Source organism: Methylobacterium symbioticum (assembly GCF_902141845.1).
Lineage (GTDB): Bacteria > Pseudomonadota > Alphaproteobacteria > Rhizobiales > Beijerinckiaceae > Methylobacterium > Methylobacterium symbioticum.
This window is the reverse complement of the sequence record NZ_CABFPH010000088.1, coordinates 1-20,610: the sequence shown is the minus strand read 5'-3', so window position 1 is coordinate 20,610 and position 20,610 is coordinate 1. Positions and strand designations below refer to the sequence as shown.

Sequence of the window (20,610 nt, the reverse complement as noted above, 5' to 3'; positions counted from 1 at the left end):
GCCGGCCCCCCCCCCGCCGCCCCGCCGGCCCGGGGCGAACCAGCCGGAGCTGCCCGGGTGGGGGGGGAGAATGACCCAGTGGCTGGGCGCGGGGAGGGCGCCGTCATGGGCCGGCGCCGCCATCAGCCGCACCACCCCCCCGCCGAGGCGCAGCCCCAGCACCCCCCCGCCATTGGCCGCCTGCACCAGCCGGCGGGCGGCGCGGGCGTGCTGCCGCGCATCGGGCGGCGGCCCGGCCGGCGATGGGGCCGGCGCGGCGGCCTCCATCTCGGCCTTCATGAGCCTACTCGGCCCGGGTGAGGCGGCGGGCCGCGCCGAAGCGGTTGAGGAAGCGCGGCTCCTTCTCCGGGGCGATGCGGACGGCGAGGTGGAGGGTGCCGCCCTCCTCCATGCGCCGGTCGAGCACCTCGGCATTCTCGTAGAGCCAGTTGAGGGCGGCCCCGTCCTCCGGCGGCAGCACCACCGCGAAGGTCGAGCGCGCCCGCGCGATCCGGGCCTCGATCCGGCCGGTGAGCGCCGCGAGCCCCTCCCCCGTCAGCGCCGAGACGAGGACCGGGGCGGCGCTGTCGCGGTCGTTGCGCTGCGCGCCCTCGCCTTTCCGGCTGAGGTTCAGGAGCCGCGTGCGCTCAGCCTCGTCGAGGAGGTCGGCCTTGTTCCAGACCTCGATGACGCGCTCCGCCGCATCCTCGATGCCGAGCTCGCGCAGCACCGCGCCGACATCCTCGGCCTGGGCCTCGCGGTGTCGACATGGGAGACGTCGCGCACGTGGAGCAGGATGTCGGCCTCGATCACGTCCTCCAGCGTCGCCCGGAAGGCGGCGATGAGCGAGGTCGGCAGGTCCGAGATGAAGCCCACCGTGTCCGACAGGATCACGGTCTCGCCGTGCGGCAGCTTGGTGGCGCGCGCCGTCGGGTCGAGGGTCGCGAACAGCATGTCCTGCGCGACCACCTGGGCCTTGGTCAGCGCGTTGAACAGGGTCGACTTGCCGGCATTGGTGTAGCCGACCAGCGCCACGATCGGGTAGGGCACGCGCGCCCGGCTCTGCCGGTGCAGGCCGCGGGTGCGGGTGACGGCGTCGAGGTCGCGCTCGATCCGGGTCATGCGCTCCTGGATCATGCGCCGGTCGGCCTCGATCTGGGTCTCGCCGGGGCCGCCGAGGAAGCCGAAGCCGCCGCGCTGGCGCTCCAGATGGGTCCAGGAGCGGACGAGCCGGGAGCGCTGGTAGGCGAGATGGGCATGCTCGACCTGCAGCGTGCCCTCGCGGGTCGAGGCGCGCCGCCCGAAGATCTCGAGGATCAGGCCGGTGCGGTCGATGACCTTGGCGCCCCACTCCTTCTCGAGGTTGCGCTGCTGCACCGGCGAGAGGGCGCAGTCCATGACCACGAGTCCGATCTCCTCGGCCCGGATCAGCCCGGCGATCTCCTCGACGCGGCCCTTGCCGAGATAGGTCGAGGGCCGGATCTTCGCGAGGCTCACCCCGAGCGAGCGCACCACGTCGAGCTCGATCGCGGCGGCGAGCCCCACCGCCTCCTCCAGCCGCGCCTGCGCGGAGCGGCTCGCCTGCCCGCCATCCGCGCCGCGCGCCAGGTAGGGGCCGACCACGAGCGTATGGGTCGCGGCAGCGATCTCGCCCTCCGGCCGGGCCATCGCCTGCAGCCGGGCCTCGCCGCGGGAAATCAAGTCCGTCATTCAGTCTCCGTCGCCCCCCACGCTTATCTGGGGAGCGGAACGCCGCTTTGCAGCGGCGCCGGTGCCGGAAATTCGGCGGCTCCGCATCGGCCCCGGGCGTCGGCGGCCCGGGGGCGGGCGGACAGGCCCGGAGAGCCGGGGCTCAGCCCTTCTCGGCCCCGCCCTCATCCGGCTCGAAGAGCTGCACGGGATGGCCCGGCATGATCGTCGAGATCGCGTGCTTGTAGACGAGCTGCGAGTGCCCGTCCCGCCGCAGCAGCACGCAGAAGTTGTCGAACCAGGTCACGACGCCCTGAAGCTTGACGCCGTTGACGAGGAAGATGGTCAACGGGATCTTGTTCTTGCGGACGTGGTTGAGGAAGGTGTCCTGCAGGTTCTGTGCGCGTTCGACCGCCATTTCTTATCCTTTTGTCGTCCTGGCTTCTTGTCTGAAAGCTTCTTGCCTTGAGCCCTCGCCGCGGTCCCCGCGCCTTGCGGGCGGAGACGTCGGCGCCGCCCCACCGCGTGTGCGAGACGCGTGCGCGAGGGGTGCGGTCCGGATCATCCATACACGGGCAAAGCCGCGGCTGATGCAAGGCCGGGGCGGCTGTGTTTCGTGACGAAACGGCCGCGGATAACAGCACTCTGCGCCGGGCCGGGCCAGCCGCCCGGGCTACGGGCCGATCCCGAGCGACTTGAGCTTGCGGTGGAGCGCCGAGCGCTCCATGCCGATGAACTCGGCCGTGCGGGAGATGTTGCCGGAGAAGCGCGCGATCTGGGCCACGAGGTACTCGCGCTCGAAGATCTCGCGCGCCTCGCGGAGCGCCAGGCTCATCAGCTTCTCGCCGCCGGAGCCCGCCGGCGTCGTCGGCACCAGCGCGCCGATCTCGGAGGGCAGCATCTCCGAGGTGACCTCCTGCTCCGGATCGGCCTGGGTCAGGATCATCAGCCGCTCGACGTTGTTCTTGAGCTGGCGGATGTTGCCCGGCCAGTTGTGCGACTGCAGCACGGCCATGGCGTCCTCGGCGATGCGGCGCTTCGGCAGGCCGGTCTGGGCCGAGATGTTGTCCATGAAGAACTGGATCAGCTCCGGCACGTCCTCGCGCCGCTCGGAGAGGGCGGGGACGCGGATCGGCACCACCGAGAGGCGGTGGAACAGGTCCTCGCGGAAGCGCCCCGCGGCGATCTCCTCCTGCAGGTCCTTCGAGGAGGAGGAGATGATGCGGACATCCACGTGCACGCGGGTCGTGCCGCCGACGCGCTGGAAGTTCTGGTCCACGAGGACGCGCAGGATGCGGTTCTGCGTCTCGCGGGGCATGTCGGCCACCTCGTCGAGGTAGAGGGTGCCGCCATGGGCCTCCTCCAGGGCGCCGACGCGGCGGCCCCCCTCGCCCTCGACGCCGAACAACTCGGCCTCCATCGTCTCGGGGAGGATGGCGGCGGCGTTGAGCAGCACGAAGGGACCGTTGGCCCGCGCCGAGACCTTGTGCAGCGAGCGCGCGGCCAGCTCCTTGCCGGAGCCGAGCGCGCCGGTGATCATCACGCGGGCATTGGTCGGCGCCACGCGCTCGATGGTCTGGCGCAGCTGGTTCGCCGCCACCGAGCCGCCGACGATGCGGTTGGCATGCCCTGAGCGCGCCTTGAGGTCGCGCACCTCGCGCTTGAGGCGGGAGGCCTCGAGCGCCCGCTCGGCCACCAGGATCAGGCGGTCGGCCTTGAACGGCTTCTCGATGAAGTCGTAGGCGCCCGCCTTGATCGCCGACACCGCGGTCTCGATGTTGCCGTGGCCCGAGATCATCACCACCGGCAGGTCGGGATGGCCGGCCTTGATCAGGTCGAGCACCTGCAGGCCGTCGAGGCGCGAGCCCTGCAGCCAGATATCGAGGAAGACGAGGTGGGGGCGGCGCGATTCGATCGCGGCCAGCGCCTCGTCCGAGCCGCCGGCCGTGCGGCAGCGGTGGCCCTCGTCGTCGAGGATGCCGGCCACGAGGTCGCGGATGTCCGCCTCGTCGTCGACGATCAGGATGTCGGCACTCATCTAGTGCATCTCCGCGGTCTGGGGGGCCGTCCGTGCGGCGCCCTTCTCCACTGTCGTGTCGGATGTCCGATCCGGTGCGCCGGCGCCGTGCGCCGTCTCACCCGCCGGCCGGGCCGCCGGATTGGCGTCCGGCTGCGCCCGCGGCACCCGCATGCGCACCTGGCCGCCCCGGCCGGCCGGGTTGTCGTTCAACTCGATCCCGCCACCATGTTCCTCCAGCACCTTGCTGACGATGGCGAGGCCGAGGCCTGTGCCGCCCTCGCGGGTCGTCATGTAGGGCTCGAGCAGGCGCTGGCGCCCCTCGGTGGGGAAACCCTTGCCGTTGTCGGTGATGGCGATGAGCGCGTAGCCGTCGTCGACCGCGAGGTCCAGGCCGATCTTGCCCTTTCCCAGCACCTCGGGGGGCACCTCGGCCACCGCCTCGACGGCGTTCTTGAGGATGTTGGTGATCGCCTGCGACAGGAGGCGGATGTCGAAGGCCGCGGTGATGCGCTCCTCGGCGCCCCTCGACGAGAAGGCGAAGTCGATGTCGGGATGGGCGACCCGCATCATGAACAGGTTCTGCTTGGCGATCTCGGTGAGGTCGTTCTCGGCGATCGCGGGCTTGGGCATGCGCGCGAAGGAGGAGAACTCGTCGACCATGCGCTTGATCTCGTCGACCTGACGGATGATCGTCGCCGTGCACTGGTCGAAGACCTCGCGGTCGCTGACGATCACCTTGCCGTATTTGCGCCGGATGCGCTCGGCCGAGAGCTGGATCGGGGTGAGCGGGTTCTTGATCTCGTGGGCGATGCGGCGCGCCACGTCCGCCCAGGCCGAGGTGCGCTGGGCCGAGACGAGATCGGTGATGTCGTCGAGCGTCACCACGTAGCCGCGGGCGCTCCCATGGGCCTGCTCGCTCGTCACCCGCACCGTCACGGTGCGCTCGCGCCCCGCGCGGGTGAGCTGGATCTGCTGCTGCACCGCCCGCTGCCGGCTCTCGCCCTCGGCGAGCACGGGCGCGAGCTCCGGCGCCGCCGCGCCGAGCCGCTGGCCGATCAGGTCGCTGCCCGCGAGGTCGAGCATGCGCTCGGCGGCCGGGTTGGCGATGGTGACGAAGCCGCCCGCATCGATGCCGATGACGCCGGGCGAGACGCCCGAGAGCACCGCTTCCGTGAAGCGGCGGCGGCGGTCGATCAGGTCGTTGGCCGCGGTCAGCCCGTCGTGCTGGCGGCGCAGCTCCTGCGTCATCTTGTTGAAGCTGGCGCCCAGATGCGCGAGGTCGCCGTCCGATTTCCGGGCCGGCACCTGGGCGTAGAAATTGCCCGACGCCACCTGGTCGGCGGCGTTGATCAGCCGCCGGATCGGGGCGACGAAGCGGTTGGCGAAGTTCATGCCGAACCACACCGCCGAGAGCAGCGCGATCAGCGCGATCAGCACGAAGACTGAGGCGAAGGTGATCTGGATCGAGCGCCGCAGCGAATCGTAGGTGAGGTACTCGGCCGCCGCCGCGCGCGAGACCCCCGGGAACTCGATGGCGAGCTGGCTCACCTCCCGCTGCACCATCAGCACGGCGTCGTCGTAGGCCGGCATGCGCAGGAGGGCGGCGAAGACGCGGCCCTCGGTGGGCAGCAGGCAGATCGGGTCGTTCGACTTCGCCGCGTCCTCGAAGGCCGCCGCCGAGGGCAGGCGCGTCGCCTTCAGGACGTCGATCTTGGCCTTGGCCACCACCTCGGTCGGCCCGCGCATGATCTGCGCCACCGGCAGGCCGAGATTGGTCGCCCGCGTGGTGAGGAAGTTCTGGAACCAGTCGCGGTTCACGTCGAAGTTCGGCCGCGCCCGCGTCAGGTCGTCGTTGAGGATGCGGATCTCGCGGGCGAGCGACTGGCACTGGTTTTCCTGGTAGGCGTCGGCCACCTCCACGGATTTCAGCACCACGTCGCGGACCCGGTCGGTGAAGCCGAGCGAGAGGCCGCGGTCGATCGTCACCGAGGCGACGACGGCGAGCAGGATCGTGGGCAGGATCGCGATGAGCGAGAACAGGCCGACGATGCGGTTGTGGAGGCGCGCCACCGCCGCGTGGGCCTGCCGCGCCTTCAGGAAGACCCGCGCCTCCCAGGCGATGATCACGACGAGGCCGAGCACCAGCGCGACGTTGATGGCCAGCAGCGTCACCCCGATCGTCGGGGTCGGCGTGACCCGGATCACGCCCGCCAGGACCAGGAAGGTGGCGACCGCCGAGACCAGCGCCGTGATCACCACGGCGGCGCCGATCCAGCCCGGACCGCGCGGGTCGGGCCGCGCTCCATCGCCGGCAGAGCCGGTGGGCACGGGCGCCTCCTCCTGGGGTGTTCTGCGTCGCAACCGCATCCGTGATGCAGGGCCACAACAGTGTGGCGAAATTAATACGACCGGGGCAGCGGGGCCCCGTCGCCGATCCCCGCGCGGCCCGCCTGCGCCTGCTTGCCGCGGGAGCCGGCGCGATTGCCGCAGGGCCCCGCGCTTGGTCCGTCCGCGACGCTCGTGCTAGGCCGGATGGTGGAGGCGAACGGGGTCTGGTGGCCCTCCTGGTCTTCAAAACCAGTGGTACGCCAACAGCGTACGGTGGGTTCGATTCCCATCCGCTTCCGCCAGGAGGCCGTCTCGCGCGCTTCCCGCCGGTGAAGGCTTCACCGCTCCCCGAACCGCGCCGAGCCGGAGCCCGAACGCCGCGGCGGATCCGGGCAGAGGATCAGGGCAGACGCTCGGCGTAGATCGACATGGCGTTCGGCGCGTAGGGGCCGGGCACCGCGTCCTGCGCCTGGCGCCGGCGCGCGAGGTTCTCCTGCTCGATGGCCTGGAGGGCGAAGGCGATGACGGGCCGGGGATCGCCCGTCTGCGTGACGACCGCGCGGAGCGCGGCGACGAGCTGTTCGTAGGTGTCCGACATCCGACCCTCCGTCCTTGGATCCGGGGAGAAGACACCATCCTGCGCGCGCCGGCTGTGCGCCGGCTCACAGCCGGCGGCGTCCCGTCAGGCCCGCATCGCCGGCTTGCAGCTTCCGGGCCGCCGGGGCACCCCCATATCTCCGGCTCGGAGAGAGGTGTGCGCCGTGTTCAAGGTGAAGGGTATCGATCCGTCCGGTAAGGCCATGACCTTCGCCTGCGGGACCGACGAGCAGGCGATGGAGAAGACCTGGGAGCTGCAGCGGCGCGGCTTCCGGGACGTGGTCGTCGTCGATCCTCGGGGCCGGGAGCTCGGGGCGGCCGCCTTCGAGCGGTCGCTCGGCATCGACTGGGATTGAGGACCGGGGGCGCCCGGGCCGGTGAGCGCCCCGCCGCGCGCAGGCGCGGCGGGATGCGGCCTGCGCCGGGCGGGGATCATCGGGCTTCGTAGAGCGCGACCTGGCCGATGCCGTCGATGCCCAGCGCCCGGGCGCTGCCGCGGGACAGGTCGACGATGTAGGGCCGCCGCGCTTGCGTCCGGGCATTGGTGCGATCGGTGATCCGCACGACGACGGACCGGCCGTTGCGCGTGTTGACCACCAGGACGCGCTTGCCGAACGGCAGGGAGCGGTGGGCCGCGGTCAGCCGGTCGGGATTGTAGACCTCGCCGCTCGCGGTCCGGCCGGGATGCTGGTACCAGCTCGCCTTCCCCCTCTCGATCGGCCGGGACCGGGGCGCCGTCATGTACGAGCCGCCGGCCGCCTGGGGCGGCGCCTCGCGGGATTCGGGCGCGGCCGATCCGGACGGCGCCGGCATGGGCGGCAGATGGGACGTCACCTCGCGATAGGTGAAGACCGGGGCGGACCGTCTGAGACCCTGAAATCGCTCGTTCGCGGCCGCATCCGGCAGGTTCGGGGATTGAGCGCGCGCGTCGTGCGCACCCATCATGGCCAGAACCACGATAGGACCCAGCAGCGCGGGGCGGCTAGACTTTTGTCGTAAGACATAAGTATTCATGAGTTCTGAGCCGTGCGTTGATTTTCGTGCACGTCAGAAATCTCGCCGGCTCGACTTGTTCCGACGAGCAGTGAAAATTGTCGCTGGAGGGACCTGTATACTGCATTGATCCGATGCGGTCACTGTTCTCCAGGGAGTCTCATCTCGGGCGAGTGCGGCAGGCAGGGCTCCTGGTCGCGATGCCGTGCCCGATACGGGCGGCGACGCCGTGCCGGCAGGCCTGTTCCGGGCCTTGCACCCGGCCGAGGACGCCTCGGTGGCGGGCCGGCAGCCCTTTCGGCGGAGAGCGCTGCAGGAGCGTTCGACCTCGGCAGCGGATCCTCACGGAAGAACCGGCTAGGCCCGCGCCACAATTCGCCAAGCTGTCGCGGCCGGATGGATTGATGAGGGCTGAATTTGACGGACCCAATCGGATATCGGATAGTCGCATCGGGAGTGCGAAGCTAAGCCTATAAAGGGCTCGCCGCGATTCGCGTGTGCGGTCCTTCGGTCTTTGGCTCAACGGGCAGGACTTGGGTTCAGGACTTGGGTCTTTGCGAGGCAGGGATGTCGTGACCCTGCCGTTGAGGCGGATAGGGCTGGCTCGATGTCGTCGATCGGTAACGCAAGCGCACGCATGAAGCCGCAGACCGGCGAGGTTCTGCCGCTGTTTCCGGCGCAGGATCCCGTCCCGTTCGAGGAGCCCTCGCAGAGGCACGAGGATCTGGAATTCCTTCGCCGGTTCCGGCCCCAGGACAGCCTCGAGTCCCACCGCTCCAGGCTGGAGGCCGGACAGGGGCCGGCCGCGATGTCGGCCCTGTCCGATCCAAGGAACTTCATCGCGGAAGGCTCGGTCCGGCGCGTCCTGAAGCGGCACGGCGTCTGGCTCGGTGCCCTGGCGGGCCTCGGCTTCGTCGGCCTGCTCGGGACGGGCGCGGCCCTCGTCCACCGCGCCGCGCCGTTCCAGTCCGCCGCTCCCTCCCTCGCCCCTTCGCGCCCGGCTTCCGGGCCTGTTGCGGCCAAGCCGCAAGCCACCCGCCCCGACGGGCCGGCGGCCGTCACGACGCTCACGAAGACGGCGCGCGATCCCGCGCCGCCGGCCGAGCCCGGCCCTGCCCGGCTCGGGCTCGACGGTGCCGCGGCGGCGCGCGCGCTCTCGCCGACCGATCTGTTCGCGGCGGCCCCGGCGGCCGAACGGTCCCACCGGCAATCGATCACCGACCTGCCCCCGCCGGCGATGAGCGCGCCAGTCGGTGCATCCGGGCCGGCGACGACCGGTCCGGAGGGGCCGTCGGCCGGGCCGGCCCCGGAGCGCTCGCCCGCGGAGATCCAGCAACTCGACGGCTTCGTGGCCCGCGGCGAGCAGCTGCTGACCTCGGGCGAGGTCGTGTCCGCGCGGCTCTTCTTCCAGCGCGCCGCCGCGCAGGGCGATCCGCGCGGCGCGCGCGGCGTCGCCCGGAGCTACGATCCGGCGGTGCTGAAGGGGCTTCCGGTGATCGGGCTGGAGGGCAACCGGGCGGAGGCCGACCGCTGGTACCTCAAGGCGGCCGATCTCGAACGCTCCTGGCCCCAGACGGCCAGGGACCGCGCGGCCAACCCCTGACCGGGGATGCTCAGCGCGGCTCGCCGCCTTGCGGCCGGGCGGCCCGCATCCGCGCCAGCGCCTCCTCGGCGACGCTGAACCGCGTCCAGCCGGGAACGGTGGCCGCCAGATTGATGTCCTTCCATTTCGGCTGGAAGGGCGGGTTCCTGAGCTGCTGGAACTTGGCGAAATAGGCATCGACGAAGCGCGACACGCGCCGGAACCCCTCGCTGTTCTTGGGCCAGTTGTAGACGGCCAGGACGGTGACGACCGCGAGCGTGGGCACGGTCTCGTTCGGGGCGATCAGCTGCGGGTAATCCTCGGCCGAGAGGATCGAGGGCAGGTAGACATCCTCGAAGGCCTGGCCGTACTCGATGGGCAGGAAGTGGAATCCGGGCTCCGCCCGGAGGCTCGTGAACAGCTCGTTCGGCTTGCCGACGACGTGCACGAGGGCCGCGATCTCGCCGCTGCGCATGCGTTCGAGGGCGAGCGCGTTGTTGATGAGCACTGGCTCCACGGCGATGCCGAGCCGCCGGAAGACGACCTGTCCGGTCAGGTTGGCCGCGCTCCCCGCGGTGTTGAAGGCGACCTTGCGCCCCGCGAGATCCGCCAGCGTCTTGATCTCGGCCCGTGCGTAGACGTGAACTTCCGCCAGGTAGAGCGGCGAGATGTACTGGATGCGCGCAGTGATGTTCGGCACCTTGAGCTCGCGCTGGAAATAATCCAGCACGTCGGCCTGGGTGATGGCGACGTCGACGCCCCTCAGATTCAGCAGATCGTTGACGTTGCCGACGGCCCCGAACGTCACCATCGGGATGACGCGCAGGTTGTCCCCATCATCCAGGACTTTTGCCAAATCGGATGCGTAGCGGATAAAACTGCCTTCGATCAATCCGCCGGCCAGACCGACCGTCCAGGCGCTGATATCTGATTTCTGAGACCGCGAGAGCCTCTGCTGTTTGGTGTCGGTCTGGGCCACGGCGGGCCCAGGGGCCAGATATCCAAGGGCCAAGGATCCGAGGACCCCATGCAGGAGGAGGCCGAGCAGTATGGCGATCCTGGTCATGATCGGAGTCCCTCAACCCGACGCGCAGTCATCTAGAGCGCTCTCCGCCGAAGGGGATGCCTGTTCGGCGAAAGAGAGCGCGTCAAAACAAGGACTTAGAGCCGTTCCCGGCGGCAGCGTGATCGGGAACGGCTTGAGCGCGCGCATCGGCGAAGGGGACGCCGGCTCGGCGATCGGATGCGGGGGCGGCCGATGGTCGGATACCTGACGCGCTGCGGGACATGCCGCCAGCCGATCCTGAGCGATGCCCGGTGCTGCCCGCACTGCGCCGTGGCCAAGCCCGCCCGCGGGCGCAAGGTCCGGAACGCGCTCCTGGCGGCGCTCGCGCTCGGCGCCGCGGCGCTCGGCGCCTACGCCGTCCGCCTCGCGGTGCCGGACCTGTTCGCGGGCGCGCCGGAGAGGGCCTCGGTGGACAGGGGCCCGGCGGACAGGACCTCGGCGGCCTGCGCGGAGCGGGGCGGGACGATCGTGCAGATGCGCGACGCCCGGGGCGCCCTGATCCAGCGCTGCGCCCTCACCTTCGCCGACGACGCCGCGCCGTGAGCGGCCCGACCGCGCCGACGGTGGGGGGACATCACGGCTGTCAGCGCGCGATGGTCAGCGCTCGGTCCAGCGCAGCACTGCCGCGAGCCGCTCCGCCTGCGGCCGGGTGAGGCCGGAGCAGACGGCGCTCCCGTTCTTGTAGACCGAGAACGTGCCGTCGAACGTCCCGTGGATCTTGATCGAGGCCATCAGACCGGGCTGCCCGACAGCTGCTGGAGGTTGGCCAGGCCGCGATCCGTGATCTGCCAGGTCGCGCAGACCGTGTCGGGATCGCGTCCCTCCCGCAGGTCGATCCGGCGAAAGTCGCCGCGGCTCTCAAGGGCGACCAGCCGGCTGTGGTCGCTCGGCCAGGACAGATCCGATTTCTGCCGGATCGAGATCTGAAAATCGGCGGCCTCCGCGGCGCGCTTGAGCAGGCGGCGTGCGTGGTTGACCAGCATGGCACCTCCGGGTGAGCGGTGAGGGTGCTCTCGAGCCGACGTGGATGTCGGGTCGGCGACAGAGAGCCCGTCAGAACAGGAGCGTGGAGACCTGTCCCGATCCAAGGTGATCGGGCCCGGCTCCGGGCACGGCTCCAAGCAGGTAGGAACTACGCAGCAAGCTGACCCATATGGTTAAGCTTGGCAACCCTGAACATCCATTCAGACGCATTTGGCGGTGAACGGGCCGGACCGGCCGCTCTACCGCGTCGGCCCAATCGCAGACCGACCCAGCGGTCGGCCTCAACTGCCGCGGTAGGTCTGGTAGCTCCAGGGCGTCGCCACGAGAGGCACGTGGTAGTGCCCCTCCGGATCGGCCACGCCGAAGCGCAGGGGCACGATGTCGAGGAAGGGGATCTCGGGCAGCGCGACGCCGAGGCGGCGGTGGTAGTCGCCGAGGCCGAAGCGCAGCTCGTAGGTCGCCGCCGGCACCGGGCGGCCGCCGATCAGGGGCGCGTCGGTGCGCCCGTCGGCATTGGTCTCGGCACGGGCCACCGGCACCGTCTCCGTCGCCGAGACCACCTCGTGCAGCTCCACTGCGACGCCCGCGGCGGGGGCGCCGCGCATGGTGTCGAGCACGTGGGTCGAGATCCGGCCCGCCACTGCCAGGGGGCCCTCCCCCGCGACCAGTCCCGCCAGGCGGAGGGCGGCGATGCGGAAGACCTCCTCCAGCGCCGTGTGCCGCTCGCGCTCCGGATCGGCCGCGAGGCGCGCCTCGAAACTGCGCAGGATCGAGGCGCGGCCGTGGCGCCGGACACAGAGGATGAAGGGCAGGCCGAAGCGCGCCCGGTAGGCGGCGTTGAGGGCGGCGAAGCGGGCATGCTCGGCCTCCGACAGCCGGGAGAGGCCGGCCGCCGCCTGTTCCGCGACGGAGGCCGCTGCCATGGCGCCCGCCCGTGCCGCGGCTCCGGCGAGCTCCGGATGGCCGGCGAGGAGGGCGTGGCGGGCCGCCTCGGGCGCCGCCTCGACGGTCGCCCGCATCGCGTCGGCCAGGGCCTGCACCGTCGCGAAGGGCCGGCGCGCGGCCGCCCCCCCGGCGACCCAGGGGGCGTGCTCGAACACGGCGCCCAGTGCCGCGACGAACGCCGCCTCCGGCATCGCGTTCAGGTCGGTGAGCCGGTGGGTCGCGGCCGTCATCGCTGTCTCGCCCTCGCGGGAATCGCCGCCGGACGGGGCCGTCCGGTGCTCGGCCTGCATCCTGCGGTGCCCGGCGCCCGCCGCCAAGCCTCGGGGTTTCTCTCGGTCGTCGCGCCGGCGCTGCTTTCGTGGCCCGATTCCGGCATCCTGCCCCGACCGTCCGGCAGGGGCGAAGGCCGCCGCCGGGGAATGCCGACCAAGACCATCGAGACCGCCGGAGCCTCCATGCCGCTGACCTCCGCAACCTACGGCAAGGGCCGGGTGCGCGTGATGCGCCTCGCCCGCGATGGCGACCACCACACCCCGCGCGAACTCGCCTTGAGCGTCATGCTGACGGGGGGCTTCGACGCCGCCTGGACGGCGGCCGACAACCGGGCCTGCATCGCCACCGACACGATGAAGAACATCGTCAACGTGGTGGCGGCGCAAAACCCCGCCCTCGGCGCCGAGGGCTTCGTGCAGGCGGTCGCCGCGCTCTTCCTCGAGACCTATCCCCAGGTCGAGACGGTCACGGTCGAGGCCTGCGAGACGCGCTGGCTGCGCGCCGCGATCGGCGGGGCGCCCCACGGCCACACCTTCACCCTCGACGGCAACGGATTCGGCTATGTCCGGCTCGCCGCGGGCCGGGACGGATCGGTGCTGCAATCGGGCCTGCGCGGCTTCACCCTCATGAAGACCACGCAATCGGGCTGGAGCGGCTTCTTCGACGACGCCTACCGCACGCTGCCCGACACCGACGACCGCATCGCGGCCACCAGCATGGACGCGACCTGGACCTGGCGCGCCATCCCCGCCGACTACGCCGCCGTCAACGCCGCGGTGCTGGAGGCCCTGATCGCGGTGTTCGGCGCCACCTACTCGCACGGGGTGCAGGATTCGATGTACCGCATGGGCGAGGCGGCGCTCGCGGCGGTCCCGGAGATCGCCGAGATCGCCTTCGCCATGCCGAACAAGCACTACGTCCCGATCAATCTAGCGCCCTTCGGCCTGGCGAATCCGGGCACCGTGTTCCTGCCCACCGACGAGCCGCACGGGCAGATCGAGGCCGTGATCGGCCGCGGCTGACCCCGACATCCAGGCAATCGGGGCGCGGTTTCGGTACGAGGAGGCGATCGGGGCGGGCATGGACGCGATACGGGACAAGGTGCCGCCTGTGCGCGGCCGGGCGACGCTGGAGCGCCTGTTCAGGCTCTCGGAGCACGGGACCAGCCTGCGCACCGAGCTGCGCGCCGGGCTGACCACCTTCCTGACGATGGCCTACATCGCCTTCATCAATCCGAGCATCCTGGCCGAGGCCGGCATGGACCGGGGCGCCGTCTTCGTGGCGACCTGCCTCGCCGCGGCGCTCGGTTCCCTGGTGATGGGGCTCCTCGCCAACTGGCCGGTGGCGATGGCCCCCGGCATGGGCCTCAACGCCTATTTCGCCTACGTGGTCGTGCTGGGGATGGGCTTCACCTGGCAGGCGGCGCTCGGGGCCGTGTTCATCTCCGGCCTCTGCTTCCTCGCCGTGACGCTGACCGGCCTGCGGCGGATCATCGTGGACGGCATCCCGCGCTCCATGCGCATCGCCATCACGGTGGGCATCGGCCTGTTCCTGGCGATCATCGCCCTCAAGAGCGCCGGCGTCGTGGCGGCGAGCCCGGCGACGCTGGTCACCCTCGGCGACCTGCACAAACCGGGCACGGTGCTGGCGGTGCTGGGCTTCCTGATGGTGGCGGCGCTCTCGGTGCGGAAGGTGAAGGGCGCGCTGCTCCTGTCGATCCTCGCGGTCACCGCCCTGAGCTTCGTCGTGGCCGGCAACGGCTTCGGCGGCCTCGTCTCGATGCCGCCCTCGATCGCGCCGACCTTCCTCGCCCTCGACATCGCGGGCGCGCTCTCGGCCGGGCTCCTCAACGTCGTGCTGGTGCTGTTCCTGGTCGAGCTCTTCGACGCCACCGGCACGCTGATGGGCGTGGCGAGCCGGGCGGGCCTCCTCGCGCCGGAGCGCGCGGCCGCGGGGGGAGACCGGGGCCTCGACCGGGCGCTGATGGCCGATTCCGCCGCGATCTTCGCGGGCTCGCTGCTCGGCACGTCGAGCACCACGGCCTATCTGGAGAGCGCCTCCGGCGTCGAGGAGGGCGGGCGCACCGGGCTCACCGCCGTGACGGTGGCCGCGCTGTTCCTGTTGTGCCTGTTCTTCGCGCCGCTCGCCGGCTCGGTGCCGGCCTACGCCACGGCGCCGGCCCTGTTCTACGTCGCCTGCCTGATGCTGCGCGAGCTGGTCGATCTCGACTGGGACGACCTCACCGAGGTGGTGCCGGCCTGCGTCACCGCGCTGCTGATGCCCTTCACCTACTCCATCGCCACCGGCATCTCCTTCGGCTTCCTCACCTACGCGGCGCTGAAGCTCCTCACCGGCCGGGCGCGCGCGGTGAAGCCGGTGGTCTGGGTGATCGCCGCCCTGTTCCTGATCAAGTTCGTCGTCACCGGGGCGGCCCATTGACGGGATCCCTTTGGGAACCCCGGGAGGCTCAGAGGCTGCCGCGGGCGGCGGGGCCGAACCAGATCTGCCAGGGCCGCCGGCCGGCGGCCGCGGGGACGGGCTCCGCGACCGTCTCCAGGGCGGCGCGCTGGCGCCGCATGCCGAGCTGCAGCCGGTCCAGGGCGAGCAGGACCTGGGTGGCGAGGAGACGGTGGCCCTCGGGAGCCCCGGCCCGCTCCATCGCGCCGCGCAGGATCTCCGCCTGCCGGATCAGGCGGTCGCCCTCGGCGAGGTAGAGGTCGAGTTCGGCGAGGAGGGCGGCCCGGTCCGCGGACAGCGTTGCCGGTCCCGCCTCGGCCATCGGCGCGCCGCGCCGGACGGGATCGGGGGCGTCGCTCAGCGCGGGCACGCGCCGAAGCGCCCGCACAGCTCCTCGGGCACGAACCGCTCCCGGACCGGGGGCGCCCAGCCCGGGTCGGAAGCCGGCGCCTCGGCCCGGCTGCCCGCCTCGGAGCGTGGCGGGTCGGTCAGCATGGTGAACCAGAAGGCGGCCGTGGCCAGCGCGAAAGCCAGGAGGAACAGACCGAGCCGGGACATGCGACGCACTCCTCAGGAAGCACAGCCGCAGCGAATACCTGTTTCGGATTGAGTACAATCCACCAAATTGGGTACGGGCGATGTTTATTTTGTATTATGTTTCGATGAATTGAATAAAATCAAGATCACCTGCCCGTGCCCATGGGGATTTATTCGCGGTGCCGGGACGGGCCCGCCCGGTCCTCAGCAGCCGACGCAGATCCCGGTATCGACCGACCGGTCGAGCCGGGTCCGCCCGGCGCGCACGCCCTGATGGCGCGGGCCGTTCGGGCCGAAGCCGCCGCGGCGGCCGAGCACGGGGCCGGCATAGATGTCGGCCGGGCGGTACTGGACGTTGCGCTGGCTCTGCATGCGCAGCGTGTTCAGCTCGGAGGTGTTCTGCTGCTGCAGGGAGCGCAGGGTGCTCTGCTGCTGGAAGGCGTGGTTCCAGCTGTTCAGGTCTGGCTGCGAGGTGGCGATCTGAGCGCTTGCCGGCGCGGCGGCCGCGGCGAGGAGGCCGGCGGCGAGGAGGCAGGGGAGCGGACGGAGCCAGGGCATGGGCGGCCTCGGATGGCGGGGCGCGGGGCGGGATGCCCCGATCCTATCCCGAAACGACGCCGCCGGGCGCGTTCCGTTCCGCCGAGAGGGCCCTTGAGCCCCTGCGGCACCGGCCCGCGCCACCCTGGGCCTGGCGCCTGTCAGAGCCCGAGCCAGCGCCAGGAGCGCCGCAGCGCCGCGGCCCCGTCGCGGGCGAACCACGCTCCGTGGGCGAAGAGCACCCGTTCCGGCTCGAGCGCGAGCAGGGCGGCGGCGGCCCGCGCGGCCTCCGCCCGGCGCAGGCGCACGACGAGGCGGAGATAGGCGGGGGCCCGCCCGTCGGGCGCGGTGATGCCGGCGAGCCGGGCCGCGAGGCGCATCGGCAGCGGTAGGCGGTGTGGCTCCAGATTCACCACGAGGTCGGTCAGGATCAGGCTGCGCGAGGGGCGATGGAAGAAGACGACCTCGCGGAAGCCGAGGCCGCCTGGGACGACGGCCTGTGCGATATCCCCGGCCCAGGCCGCCGGAGCGGCCTCGCCGAGGTCGTGGTCGAGGCGCAGGCCGGCGCGCCGCACCGGGCCGCGGCGGCGCAGGTTCGGCGCGGCCCAGCTCACCGCCTCCGGGCAGTGCCGCTGCCACGCGGCGAGGAAGCTCCAATGGGCGACGTTCGGCGCGACGAGATGGCGGATCGGGCCGATGCGGAGGATCGCCCGGTGCAGGTCCGCGTCGTAGCGCGTCGGCGAGTGCAGCCAGACCGTGCCGTCGGACAGGCGCACCACGCACATGCGCACCGGCAGCGGCAGCAGGCCGAAGACGCGCAGCGGCCCGCTATCGACGATCCAGAGGTCCGGCGCCACCGGCTTCAGGCTGTCGAGGGGCGGATCGGTGATCGGGTGCAACGGATCTCTCCCTGAGCCTGCCGCGCGGACCTCAAGGGGGAGAACGCGGGGGTCGGCCCGGGAGGGGCCAAGAAAAAACCCGCACGGCCTTGGGCCGGGCGGGTCGAGGAGGGGCTCGAAGCACCCCTGGGAGGAGGCTTCACCGTAGCCGAGGCCCCGGGCCCCGCAATCGTCGCGGACGCCGGTCTGGTATGCCTGCGCAGCGGGGATGAAAATCGCAAGGCGGAGCCGGCCTGCCTCAGGCGGCATCCGGCCGATCCCGTCGGGACGGCGGATCCGGGCTTCGTTCAAGCGCCGCGCGGGCTTCCGATCCGGGCTCCGCTTCGATCAAGCGGAGCCCGGATCAGACCACGCCCGCGGTGAGCAGGTCGTGCACGTGGACGAGGCCGATCGGGCGGCCCGCCTCCACCACGAAGATCGCGGTGATGCGCTTGCGGTTCATCAGCTCCAGGGCGGAGCCGGCGAGGCTGTCGGGCTCGATGGTGATTGGGCGGGCCGTCATCACCTGTTCGACGGGTGTGCCGAGCAGAGCCGGGCCCATGTGGCGGCGCAGGTCGCCGTCCGTGACGATGCCGACGATCGTCCCCTCCCCGTCGACCACGCCCGCGCAGCCGAAGCGGTGCTCGGCGATGCGCACCAGAACCTCGGACATCGGGGTGCCGCGAGGCACGATCGGCATCGCCGTGCCCGCATGCATGAGCTGGCGCACGGTCTTGAGCCGGGCGGCCAGCGTGCCGCCGGGATGCAGGATCTTGAAGCGCGACGAGGTGAACCCGCGCTGCCGGAGCAGCGCCACGGCGAGCGCGTCGCCGAGCGCCAGCTGGATCAGGCTGGAGGAGGTCGGCGCGAGGTCGTGCGGGCAGGATTCGCGCACCTTCGGCAGGGCCAGCACCACGTCCGCGGCGCGGGCCAGCGAGCTCTCCGCCCGCGCGGTGATCGCGATGAGCGGGATCGAGAAGCGGCGCGAGAAATTGGTGAGGTCGCCGAGCTCCGCCGTCTCGCCGGACCAGGACAGGGCCAGCACCGTGTCCTGCGGCGTGATCATGCCGAGGTCGCCGTGGCTCGCCTCGGTGGGGTGGACGAAGAAGGCCGGCGTGCCGGTGGAGGCGAGGGTCGCCGCGATCTTGCGGCCGATATGCCCGCTCTTGCCGACGCCGCAGACGATCACCCGCCCCTCGGTGGCGAGCAGCCGTTCGACGGCCGCCGCGAAGGCCGGCCCGAGCCGTCCGTCGAGCGCGCCGCCGAGCGCCCGCAGCGCCTCCATGCCGATCTCGACGCTCTGCAGGCCCGCCGCGCAGATCTCCGCTGCCGACTCGGCCGGCCCGGGGCCGGCTTCGTCAAGGGACGCAGGACGGGACTCTGCTGCGCGCGCCACCATATCGGGATTCTCGCTGCCGGAACGGGATGCGGCGGCCCGCGCGGGAGGGCCCGCGCGGCACCCGCCGCCGAAGGTCCGTTAGCCTGCGAAAATACGGCTGTTTGATGGTTCCCGCCCCGCCCGGCGGAGCGGCGCGGGTCCGGTCCGACCCCGTCGCCCGGCCCCTGATCACAGGCAGCCCGATCCCGAAGGATGACCGTTCTTTAAGGAAGTATCCGCGCAATACGTGACGTCGATCTGGAGTCGTTCCCGATCGCGCCAGAGTCGCGGCCGGATCCGGGGCGTTGTTCCGGTGCGCTCGACCTGCGGCGGGCCGGCGTCCAGTTCGGCTGTTCAGAGCGCTCTCGGGACGCATGCGTTGATGCCCATCGATCCGCGCAGAGCCGGGCGCAACCTGCCGCTCGACGCCCTGAGGGGACTGGCCGCCCTGGCCGTCGTGCTGCACCATTACGGCTTCGGCTACGAAGCCCGCGTCGGGCCGCACAACGCCCCGGTGCCCCTGTTCACCGCCGGGCATTTCGGCGTGGAGCTGTTCTTCATCCTCAGCGGCTTCGTCATCACGGAGACCTTGCGGCGGACGCCCACCCTCGGACATTTCGTCGTCAACCGGGTGGCACGTCTGTATCCCGCCTTCCTGGCCTGCTGCGGCCTCACCCTCGCGGTCCTGGCCCTCGGCGGCCCCAACCCTCTCGGCATCTCGCCGCTCTCGGCGCTGGCCGGCCTGACGATGCTGGCCCCGATCTTCCAGCTGCCGCCGATCGACCCGTCGCACTGGACGCTCTGCTTCGAGGTCAGCTTCTACGCGCTGGCCGGCCTGTGCTTCCGGCGCAACATGGAGGTCGTCTGCACGGTCTGGCTGGCCGCGGCCACGGCGTGCAGCTCCTATCTGCAGTCCGACGTGGTGAACACGGCGGTGCTGCTCTACCTGCCCCTGGTCAACCTGTTCATCATCGGGGCGTTGCTGGCCCGCCTCGTCGCCGGCCAGCTGCGGGGGCTGGGTCTTGCGACCTTCATCGTCGCCCTCGGCCTGACGGCCCACGGGCCGTTCGCCGATCAGGGCGGGCTGGGGCGGGCCGGCTATGTCTGCCTGATCCTCGCCTTCACCGGGACGGTCTGGGCCGCCGCGACCGGGCGCCTGGGCTGGCTCGGCCGGAGGCCGCTCGTCGCCCTCGGCGCGATCTCGTACCCGCTCTATCTCCTGCACCAGATCCTCGGCTTCGCGGTCATCCGGCATCTGGAGGCGGCGGGCTGGCCGGCCCATGCCGCGATCGCCGCCGCGCTGATCCTCGTCATCCTCCTGTCCATCCTGATCCGCGTGACGGTCGAGGTCCCGGCTCAGCGCGCGATCCGGCGGGCCTGGGCGGCACGATCGTCGGCTGCGGCCGAGGCGCATCCTGAGGCGGGCCTGACCTCGCTCCAGGCCCGCGGCGTGCGCTAGAGCGCTCTGAAGCCGAACTGGATGCCGGTTCGGCGCGAGAGAGCGCGTCAGAACAATGGCTCAGAGCCGGGCGAGGGATGATCGTGAGGCCTTCCCGACCTGAGCGGATGATGGTCTAGAGCGCCCGTCACACCCCCACGGACAGGCTCCTGCACCCCATGCTCGCGACGCTCCTGGTCGTGCTGCCGATCTTCGCGCTGATCCTCGCGGGCTGGCTCGCACGGCGCACCGGCCTGCTCGGGCCGCAGGCGACGGGTGAGCTGAACCGCTTCGTCGTGTATCTCGCGCTGCCGGCCCTGCTCTTCGACGTGATGGCGAACGCGGCCTGGGCGCAGATCTGGCAGCCGGGCTTCATCGCGGCCTTCGGCCTGTCGAGCCTCGCCATGCTCGGCCTCACCGTAGCGTGGCGCCGGGCGCAAGGGCGGCCGCTGCCGGACGCGGCCATCGATGGGCTGAACGCGGGCTACCCGAACACGGGCTTCATGGGCTTTCCGGTCGCCCTGGTGGCGCTCGGGCACGAGGCGCTGGCGCCGACCACCATCGCCGTCATCCTCACGGTCTGCCTCGTCTTCGCCGCGGCGATCGTGCTGATCGAGGCCGGATTGCGGGCGGGCGCGGGGGGCCGCGCCCTCGCCGGCCGGGTGGCGGGAGCGCTGGCGCGCAACCCGCTCCTGCTGGCGCCGCTGGCCGGCGGCCTGTACGGCGCCTCCGGCCTCGGCGTGCCGGGGCCGGCCGAGACCTTCCTCAAGCTCCTCGGCGGGGCGGCCTCCCCCCGCGCCCCTGGGGCGGGCCGCCTGGTCCCTGCCCAGGCGCCCGGCCGCCCCCCCCGGCGGGGCCCCCCCGCCGTCCTCCGCGGCCTGGAGGCCGGGGGGGCCCCCGGCCTGACCCGGGTGCGCCGGCCCGCCCCC

Annotated in this window: 22 protein-coding genes, 1 tRNA gene and 2 pseudogenes; 9 read left to right on the top strand and 16 right to left on the bottom strand. The window is 71.8% G+C overall.

Going from position 1 to position 20,610, the window contains the following annotated elements; translation table 11 throughout:
* The 5 genes and pseudogenes from MET9862_RS29835 to MET9862_RS22310 all read right to left on the bottom strand — a co-directional run.
* Positions 1-279, bottom strand: a pseudogene (locus MET9862_RS29835) (adenylate/guanylate cyclase domain-containing protein); the annotation flags it as partial.
* Positions 280-283: 4 nt separating this feature from the next.
* Positions 284-1,689, bottom strand: a pseudogene (hflX, locus tag MET9862_RS22325) (GTPase HflX).
* Positions 1,690-1,831: 142 nt separating this feature from the next.
* Complete coding sequence (gene hfq / locus MET9862_RS22320; RefSeq protein WP_142585061.1) at positions 1,832-2,086, bottom strand: RNA chaperone Hfq; 255 nt, start codon at positions 2,084-2,086, stop codon at positions 1,832-1,834.
* A 255-nt stretch (positions 2,087-2,341) separates the two neighbouring features.
* Positions 2,342-3,706, bottom strand: a complete 1,365-nt coding sequence (gene ntrX, locus MET9862_RS22315; RefSeq protein WP_142585060.1) for a nitrogen assimilation response regulator NtrX — start codon at positions 3,704-3,706, stop codon at positions 2,342-2,344.
* Positions 3,707-6,055 (bottom strand): sensor histidine kinase NtrY-like, encoded by a 2,349-nt coding sequence (locus MET9862_RS22310; RefSeq protein WP_142585059.1) that lies wholly within the window; start codon positions 6,053-6,055, stop codon positions 3,707-3,709.
* Positions 6,056-6,225: 170 nt separating this feature from the next.
* On the opposite strand from MET9862_RS22310, the gene MET9862_RS22305 reads away from it, so the two are divergent.
* Positions 6,226-6,318, top strand: a tRNA-Sec gene (locus MET9862_RS22305).
* Between the two features lie 98 nt (positions 6,319-6,416).
* On the opposite strand, the gene MET9862_RS22300 is transcribed toward MET9862_RS22305, so the two are convergent.
* Positions 6,417-6,614, bottom strand: coding sequence for a hypothetical protein (locus tag MET9862_RS22300; protein ID WP_142585058.1), 198 nt, complete (start codon positions 6,612-6,614; stop codon positions 6,417-6,419).
* 163 nt (positions 6,615-6,777) lie between these two features.
* Between MET9862_RS22300 and MET9862_RS22295 the strand changes: the two genes are divergently transcribed.
* Positions 6,778-6,969, top strand: a complete 192-nt coding sequence (locus MET9862_RS22295) for a hypothetical protein (protein ID WP_142585063.1) — start codon at positions 6,778-6,780, stop codon at positions 6,967-6,969.
* A 76-nt stretch (positions 6,970-7,045) separates the two neighbouring features.
* On the opposite strand, the gene MET9862_RS30790 is transcribed toward MET9862_RS22295, so the two are convergent.
* Entirely contained in the window at positions 7,046-7,558 is a 513-nt protein-coding gene (locus tag MET9862_RS30790) for a septal ring lytic transglycosylase RlpA family protein (protein WP_438616643.1), read from the bottom strand.
* Between the two features lie 685 nt (positions 7,559-8,243).
* Between MET9862_RS30790 and MET9862_RS22285 the strand changes: the two genes are divergently transcribed.
* Positions 8,244-9,209 carry a hypothetical protein gene (locus tag MET9862_RS22285; RefSeq protein ID WP_142585057.1) on the top strand — a complete coding sequence of 322 codons (966 nt, stop codon included), beginning with the start codon at positions 8,244-8,246 and terminating at the stop codon, positions 9,207-9,209.
* 10 nt (positions 9,210-9,219) lie between these two features.
* On the opposite strand, the gene MET9862_RS22280 is transcribed toward MET9862_RS22285, so the two are convergent.
* Positions 9,220-10,044: a TAXI family TRAP transporter solute-binding subunit gene (locus MET9862_RS22280; protein ID WP_244612847.1), complete on the bottom strand. Its 825-nt coding sequence runs from the start codon at positions 10,042-10,044 to the stop codon at positions 9,220-9,222.
* Between the two features lie 193 nt (positions 10,045-10,237).
* Between MET9862_RS22280 and MET9862_RS29580 the strand changes: the two genes are divergently transcribed.
* Entirely contained in the window at positions 10,238-10,462 is a 225-nt protein-coding gene (locus MET9862_RS29580) for a hypothetical protein (protein WP_185156967.1), read from the top strand.
* Entirely contained in the window at positions 10,447-10,797 is a 351-nt protein-coding gene (locus tag MET9862_RS22275) for a hypothetical protein (protein ID WP_142585055.1), read from the top strand. Before MET9862_RS29580 ends, MET9862_RS22275 begins: the two co-directional genes overlap by 16 nt.
* Positions 10,798-10,851: 54 nt before the next feature.
* On the opposite strand, the gene MET9862_RS30505 is transcribed toward MET9862_RS22275, so the two are convergent.
* From MET9862_RS30505 to uraD, 3 genes are all read right to left on the bottom strand, one after another.
* The gene (locus MET9862_RS30505; protein ID WP_280178985.1) at positions 10,852-10,986 is read right to left on the bottom strand and encodes a hypothetical protein; all 135 of its coding nucleotides are present in this window, start codon (positions 10,984-10,986) and stop codon (positions 10,852-10,854) included.
* Positions 10,986-11,237 carry a hypothetical protein gene (locus MET9862_RS22270; RefSeq protein WP_142585054.1) on the bottom strand — a complete coding sequence of 84 codons (252 nt, stop codon included), beginning with the start codon at positions 11,235-11,237 and terminating at the stop codon, positions 10,986-10,988. The genes MET9862_RS30505 and MET9862_RS22270 overlap by 1 nt, the downstream gene beginning before the upstream one ends.
* A 282-nt stretch (positions 11,238-11,519) precedes the next feature.
* Positions 11,520-12,413 carry a 2-oxo-4-hydroxy-4-carboxy-5-ureidoimidazoline decarboxylase gene (gene uraD, locus MET9862_RS22265; protein WP_142585053.1) on the bottom strand — a complete coding sequence of 298 codons (894 nt, stop codon included), beginning with the start codon at positions 12,411-12,413 and terminating at the stop codon, positions 11,520-11,522.
* Between the two features lie 225 nt (positions 12,414-12,638).
* Here uraD and pucL point away from each other — a divergent pair, with 225 nt between their 5' ends.
* Both pucL and MET9862_RS22255 read left to right on the top strand, forming a co-directional pair.
* Complete coding sequence (pucL, locus tag MET9862_RS22260) at positions 12,639-13,478, top strand: factor-independent urate hydroxylase (RefSeq protein WP_142585052.1); 840 nt, start codon at positions 12,639-12,641, stop codon at positions 13,476-13,478.
* A 58-nt stretch (positions 13,479-13,536) separates the two neighbouring features.
* On the top strand, positions 13,537-14,895 hold the full coding sequence (locus MET9862_RS22255) for an NCS2 family permease (protein WP_142585051.1): 1,359 nt from the start codon (positions 13,537-13,539) through the stop codon (positions 14,893-14,895).
* Positions 14,896-14,923: 28 nt separating this feature from the next.
* Here the strand turns inward: MET9862_RS22255 and MET9862_RS22250 are convergent, their stop codons facing one another.
* The 5 genes from MET9862_RS22250 to MET9862_RS22230 form a co-directional block, all read right to left on the bottom strand.
* Positions 14,924-15,283: a hypothetical protein gene (locus MET9862_RS22250; RefSeq protein WP_142585050.1), complete on the bottom strand. Its 360-nt coding sequence runs from the start codon at positions 15,281-15,283 to the stop codon at positions 14,924-14,926.
* A complete protein-coding gene (locus MET9862_RS22245; protein WP_142585049.1) occupies positions 15,271-15,471 on the bottom strand; it encodes a hypothetical protein in 201 nt (66 codons plus the stop codon). Before MET9862_RS22245 ends, MET9862_RS22250 begins: the two co-directional genes overlap by 13 nt.
* 183 nt (positions 15,472-15,654) lie before the next feature.
* Entirely contained in the window at positions 15,655-16,008 is a 354-nt protein-coding gene (locus tag MET9862_RS22240) for a hypothetical protein (RefSeq protein WP_142585048.1), read from the bottom strand.
* A gap of 140 nt (positions 16,009-16,148) precedes the next feature.
* Positions 16,149-16,886 carry a DUF4336 domain-containing protein gene (locus MET9862_RS22235; RefSeq protein ID WP_142585047.1) on the bottom strand — a complete coding sequence of 246 codons (738 nt, stop codon included), beginning with the start codon at positions 16,884-16,886 and terminating at the stop codon, positions 16,149-16,151.
* A gap of 343 nt (positions 16,887-17,229) precedes the next feature.
* Complete coding sequence (locus MET9862_RS22230; protein ID WP_142585046.1) at positions 17,230-18,264, bottom strand: KpsF/GutQ family sugar-phosphate isomerase; 1,035 nt, start codon at positions 18,262-18,264, stop codon at positions 17,230-17,232.
* Positions 18,265-18,625: 361 nt separating this feature from the next.
* Between MET9862_RS22230 and MET9862_RS22225 the strand changes: the two genes are divergently transcribed.
* Positions 18,626-19,702, top strand: a complete 1,077-nt coding sequence (locus MET9862_RS22225) for an acyltransferase family protein (RefSeq protein WP_142585045.1) — start codon at positions 18,626-18,628, stop codon at positions 19,700-19,702.
* 158 nt (positions 19,703-19,860) lie between these two features.
* Positions 19,861-20,610: AEC family transporter (locus MET9862_RS22220; protein WP_142585044.1), on the top strand; the 750-nt coding region annotated here is incomplete at its 3' end.